We start from the raw sequence: 4471 nt of genomic DNA, 5'->3' as shown, positions 1-4471 counted from the left end.
CTGGGCACGGCCCAACAGGTGACGACGGTAACGATCTCGTCGGAGTTGAACCTGCTGATCGTCGGGGTCGTGCTCGTGGCCTTCGTCGTCCTGGCGCCCGAAGGGATCCTCGGGCTGGTTCAGCGGCTCGCGGGAAAAAAGCGCGCCTGATGACCAACACGCTCCTCGAAGTCCAGGACGTGACGAAGCGGTTTGGAGGCTTCCAGGCCCTCAGCAGCGTGAGCCTTCGCGTGAGGGAACGCGAGCGCTTCGGGCTTATCGGCCCCAACGGGTCCGGCAAGACGACGCTTATCAACTGTGTCTCCGGCGCGCTCCGGAACGACGGCGGCAGGATTGTCTTTGAGGGGCGGGACATCACGGGCGTTCCCGCCTACCAGCGGACCCGGCTGGGGATCGCCCGGAGCTTCCAGATTCCCAAGCCGTTCACCAGCATGACGGTTCTCGAGAACCTGTGCATCCCGCTGGAGTACGCCGCTCACGCACATTCCCACGGGGCGGACGTCGCGTCCGAGGCGATGGACATTCTCAGGCTCATGGGGCTCGAGTCGACGGCCGGCGTGACGCCCGCAGGGCTTACCCAGATTGAGATGCGGAAACTGGAGCTGGGACGGGCCTTGGCGGCGAGGCCGAAGCTGCTGATCTCGGACGAAGCCATGGCGGGGCTCTCGAGTGCGGAGGTGGACGACATCCTGGCTATCCTGTTCAAGCTTAACGAAGGGGGAATGACTATCATCATGATCGAGCACATCATGCGCGCGGTCATGCGGTTCTCGGAGCGGATCGTCGTCCTCGACGCGGGCGAGAAGATTGCCGAAGGGACCCCGGACGACATCCTGCGCAACAAAGAAGTCGAGAGGGCCTACCTTGGCGAGTAGGATCGTCGTCAAAGACGTGGATGCCGGCTACGGGGCGGTGCGGGTGCTACACGGGCTCTCCCTCGAGGTGAACGAGGGGGAGACAGTCGTCCTGCTCGGCACGAACGGGAACGGCAAGAGCACCCTCATGAAATGCATCATGGGCATGGTCCAACCCGATGCCGGCGAGATCTTCCTCGAGACCGATGGCCGACGCATCGACCTGGTGGGAAAGTCGCCCGAGCAGCTCGTGAATCTGGGGATCACCCTGGTGCCGGAGGGGCGCCGGCTCTTTCCGAAGCTCACCGTGGATGAGAACCTCCTCCTGGGCGCCTATCGGACGGACGCTCGCAAGGACATTGAGCGGAACCTGCAGTTCTGCTTCGAGGCGTTCCCGATCCTGGCACAGCGGAGGCGACAGCTGGCGGGGAGCATGAGCGGGGGCGAGCAGCAGATGCTGGCGATCGCCCGCGCCCTCATGTCCGCCCCTAAGATGCTGCTCGTGGATGAGCCCTCGCTGGGGCTGGCGCCGATCCTGGTCAGCCGCGTGATCGGGAAGATCAAGGAGCTGAAGGAGCGTTATCAGCTCACGGTGCTGATGGCGGAGCAAAACTTCAACCAGGCCACCAAGATCGCGGACCGGGGCTACATCATCGTCCACGGTAAAATCGAGTTCGAGGGGCACAGCACCAGGGAGCTGAGCGAACACGAGTTGGTCAAGAAGTACTACCTCGGGGTCTAGCCGGCCCCGAGCCGAAGGGGAGGGTCTTGCGATGCGCGATTTCCCCGGACACACGGTCACCGACACACTTCTCCGACAGCTCGAGCACACGCCGGACAAACGCCTCAAGCAGATCATGACGAGCCTGGTCACGCACCTGCACGCCTTTGTCCGCGAGGTGGGCCTGACCGAGACGGAGTGGTTCCAGGGGATCAAGTTCCTGACGGAGACCGGGCAGATGTGCGACGACAAGCGGCAGGAGTTCATCCTTCTGTCGGACACGCTCGGGGTCTCCATCCTGGTGGACGCGATCACGCACGCGGTGCCGTCAGGGGCCACGGAACCGACTCTGCTCGGCCCCTTCTATCTCGAGGGCGCGCCAGAGTTCCCGACGGGGGCGAATATCGCTGAAAAGATACGTGGGGAGACCACGTTCGTTTCCGGCCGCGTGACCGGCCTGAACGGCGCGCCGCTCGCCGGAGCGCTGCTCGACATCTGGCACGCCGCGCCGAACGGTTTTTACGGGGGCCAGGCGAGCGCGCCCGAGTTCAGCCTGCGTGGCAAGTTCCGGACGGACGGGGACGGCCGCTATGCGTTTCGGACCGTCAAGCCGGCAAGCTATCCGATCCCGGTCGATGGACCCGTCGGGAAGATGGTGGTCGCGCTGGGTCGCCAGATCTATCGGCCGGCTCATATCCATTTCATCGTCTCGGCGAAGGGCTACGAGACCCTCTGCACCCACATCTTCGTCGCGGACGATCCCTATCTCGAGGTAGATCCGGTGTTCGCGATGAAGAGCTCCCTCGTGACCGAGTTCGTCCGCCACGATGCAGCGGAGGAAGCGCGGGCGCGCGGAGTCGCGGCGCCGTTCTACACCATGGAGTACGACTTCGCGCTCACGCCCGCGGCCTGAAACCCTCGGAGGGGGGCCGGCCACCCACGGCAGAGCCGCGGGTGTGCGTCCGGCGCGGGTACCCGCTCAGGGAGTGCCCCGCGTTTGATGTTCTAGGGCCGGCCGCCGGCCTGAGATTCCCAGCGTGAAGAGCACGAGGCTTGCAACCAACCCTGCCGAGGCCAGGCCGAAGGCGATCGTGTAGGCGCCTGTGACGTCGTAGAGAACCCCCGCCACTGTCGGACCGAGGGCGGCCCCGCACCGCCATCCCAAGCCGACGACGCCCGTAATCGCCCCGATGGCCCGGACCCCGAAGGTCTCCGCAGCGGCTTTCACGACGACCGTGTCGGCGCCAGCCGCGCCGAGCCCGAACCACATGATGAGGAAATACAGGACCGAGGGGGACGGCCCGACCAGGATTGAGGTGAGACTCAAGATCTGGAGGATCGAGCAGAACCAGAAAGTGGGCGCCGTGCCGAGCCGGTCTGCTGTCGCGCCGAAGAGGATCCTGCCGGCGATGCTGCTCACGCCGTAGATGGTCAGCACCAGCGACGCGATCGCGAGGCTCAGCCGGCGATCGTGAAGGTAAGGGACCATATGGACCACGACGATCATGAGGGCAAAGCCGAGGAGAAACCATGTCAGCAGGAGGAACCACAAGCGACGGTCCTTCATGGCTTCGCGGACTGTGGCTTCGGAAACCGCTCTTCCCGCGGCCTCGGCGATCGGACGCCGGGCATGGTTCCCGGATGGCGGGGCTTGGATGAGCAGGCTCGCGGGGACCGCAACAGCCAGTACCAGGCCGCCGAGAAGGAGGTAGGCCGCCCGCCAGCCAAATGTGCTGATGAAGAACGCGGACAGCGGGGCGCCGGTGACGTAGGCCAGATTGAGGCCCGCCAGCACCACGCCCAGGGCGAGTCCGCGCTGTGTCACGAACCACCGGGAAACGGTCGCGGTGGGGACGACGTACATGCCCGACATGCCAACCCCGAGGAGGAACCCCAGCAGGAGGTAGAGATGCCACAGGGTACTCATGGTGGAGGCGAGGAGATAGCTCGTGCCGACCATGAGACCGCTCAGGGCGAGGATGCCCCGCGGTCCATACCGGTCACTGGCAGCGCCGACCCCGAAGGCAATGGCACCACCCACGAAAAGGTTGAGCGACGCGGCCAGGGAAATGGCGCCCCGGCCCCATCCGAACTCTCCGGCGAGGATGGGGAGAAACACACCGAAGCCGGCGTACGGGTTCCAGACGCCGAACATGACGGCGAACGAGGCGGCCACGACCGCCCAGCCGGATCGGCGCTTACGAGAGAGGGGTTGCGCGTCCACCATTGCCACGGTCGAACCCGGGAAACGGTACTACGCTCGGGAGTGGTCTTCAACCGTGCTTGCTGCCCCAGTTCGCTGGGCCGTGTCGCGCACGCGCCCCTGGTGCGCCGACAGCTCCGCGCGATCTTCGCCTATCGACGGGAGGAGCTGCTCGAGCCCTTCCGGGAGGCGGCGCTCAGGCTGTGGGGAGAGAGAGACCCCGAGCGAGAGAACGATTTCGGGAGTGATCGGTTGGCTCGTGACGCGCGCCTTGAACGGCGCCAGGGCGTCGTTCACGGCGTTGAGCACGGCCCCGGGGGCGCCGGCCACCCCGGCCTTGCCGGGCCCTCCCGAACGATCTACCGCCCCCCGCGCTGGAGCCAGAAGTCGCGGCTGTACGCCGCGTACTTCACGAGCGCATCCGCGCGCTTTCGGATGACGGCCTCGCTCGCCGTCACCTCCGGCCGGAGATAGACGACGCGCGAGCCCTTGAGGTAGCAGCCCGGCGCCTCCCAGCCCTGCTGCGCCAGCGACGGGTCGATCCGGGAATCGGCCGCGTTGCAGCGCTCCTCCACGACGCGGTCGACGAAGCGGCAGAGCACGCGGTAGCCGAGGGGGTCTTCGCGCTTCACGAGCGTGATGGCCCGCCGGATGCTCGCGCGGTCGCCTTTCAGCAGGTCGACCTCGATGCGG

7 protein-coding genes are annotated in these 4471 nt (G+C 66.2%); 4 read left to right on the top strand and 3 right to left on the bottom strand.

Annotated features, from left to right (window positions below; all coding sequences use genetic code 11):
• The 4 genes from HY726_03940 to HY726_03925 form a co-directional block, all read left to right on the top strand.
• Positions 1 to 150, top strand: a 150-nt coding sequence (locus HY726_03940; GenBank protein ID MBI4608141.1) for a branched-chain amino acid ABC transporter permease, incomplete at its 5' end; no start/stop codon positions are given.
• Positions 150 to 875: an ABC transporter ATP-binding protein gene (locus HY726_03935; GenBank protein MBI4608140.1), complete on the top strand. Its 726-nt coding sequence runs from the start codon at positions 150 to 152 to the stop codon at positions 873 to 875. The genes HY726_03940 and HY726_03935, both read left to right, overlap by 1 nt.
• Complete coding sequence (locus tag HY726_03930) at positions 865 to 1596, top strand: ABC transporter ATP-binding protein (GenBank protein MBI4608139.1); 732 nt, start codon at positions 865 to 867, stop codon at positions 1594 to 1596. The genes HY726_03935 and HY726_03930 overlap by 11 nt, the downstream gene beginning before the upstream one ends.
• A gap of 31 nt (positions 1597 to 1627) precedes the next feature.
• The gene (locus HY726_03925; GenBank protein MBI4608138.1) at positions 1628 to 2488 is read left to right on the top strand and encodes an intradiol ring-cleavage dioxygenase; all 861 of its coding nucleotides are present in this window, start codon (positions 1628 to 1630) and stop codon (positions 2486 to 2488) included.
• Positions 2489 to 2554: 66 nt separating this feature from the next.
• Here the strand turns inward: HY726_03925 and HY726_03920 are convergent, their stop codons facing one another.
• From HY726_03920 to HY726_03910, 3 genes are all read right to left on the bottom strand, one after another.
• Positions 2555 to 3751: an MFS transporter gene (locus HY726_03920; GenBank protein MBI4608137.1), complete on the bottom strand. Its 1197-nt coding sequence runs from the start codon at positions 3749 to 3751 to the stop codon at positions 2555 to 2557.
• 78 nt (positions 3752 to 3829) lie between these two features.
• Entirely contained in the window at positions 3830 to 4108 is a 279-nt protein-coding gene (locus HY726_03915) for a hypothetical protein (GenBank protein MBI4608136.1), read from the bottom strand.
• 29 nt (positions 4109 to 4137) lie between these two features.
• On the bottom strand, positions 4138 to 4471 hold a 334-nt coding region (locus tag HY726_03910; GenBank protein MBI4608135.1), incomplete at its 5' end, for a hypothetical protein.

This window comes from Candidatus Rokuibacteriota bacterium (assembly GCA_016209385.1).
Lineage (GTDB): Bacteria > Methylomirabilota > Methylomirabilia > Rokubacteriales > CSP1-6 > JACQWB01.
This window is presented reverse-complemented; position numbering and strand designations above follow the sequence as displayed.

Coding starts and splice junctions, on each gene's coding strand:
- HY726_03935 (MBI4608140.1), top strand. CDS start 150: ATGACCAACACGCTCCTCGAAGTCCAGGACGTGACGAAGCGGTTTGGA.
- HY726_03925 (MBI4608138.1), top strand. CDS start 1,628: ATGCGCGATTTCCCCGGACACACGGTCACCGACACACTTCTCCGACAG.